This is a genomic window from Neisseria sp. P0019.S003, from assembly GCF_051957115.1.
GTDB classification, from domain to species: Bacteria; Pseudomonadota; Gammaproteobacteria; order Burkholderiales; family Neisseriaceae; genus Neisseria; species Neisseria flavescens_D.
Map to the genome: position 1 here is coordinate 1 of NZ_JBQCWT010000055.1, position 495 is coordinate 495.

Genomic DNA, 495 nt, shown 5'->3' on the forward strand with positions numbered 1-495 from the left:
GGGAGAGGGGAAGAAAAAAGGAAGGACGTAGCGGAGGGGGAGGGAAAAAGGGAGGAAGAAAGGAAGGGGGAGGGAGAGGAGGAAAGAAGCGGGACAAAGAAGAAAAAGGAAAAGAGGAGGAAAGAGGAAGGCCAGGGAGAGGGGGAAAGGGGAAGAGAAAAAGAGGGGAGAGGAGGGGGAAGAGGGAGGAGACAAAAGAGAAGAAGGGGGGAGAAGGAAAAAAAGGGGGAAACAGAGAAAAAAAGGAAAGAAAAAAAGAGGGGGGAAGGGAGGAAAGAAAGAGGGAGAGGAGGGGAGAAGAAGGAGGAGAGGAGGAAAAAAGAAGGGAAGGAGAAGGAAAGAAGAAGAAAAGGAAAAAGGAGGGAGGGAGAAGGAGGGAGGAAGGAGAGGGGGGAGAAAGAAGGAAGGGGAAGGAGCAGAGAGGAAAAGGAAGAAAGGAGAAGGGAGAAAAAGGAGGAAAAGAAAGGGGGAGGGAGTCTTCGGCAGGTAGGACCA

General features: G+C 51.5%; 1 protein-coding gene. It reads left to right on the plus strand.

Annotation, left to right across the window (positions count from 1 at the left end; genetic code table 11):
* Window positions 1-495 (plus strand): hypothetical protein (locus ACTHTS_RS11050; RefSeq protein WP_440370062.1); only part of this gene is annotated, 495 nt, incomplete at both ends.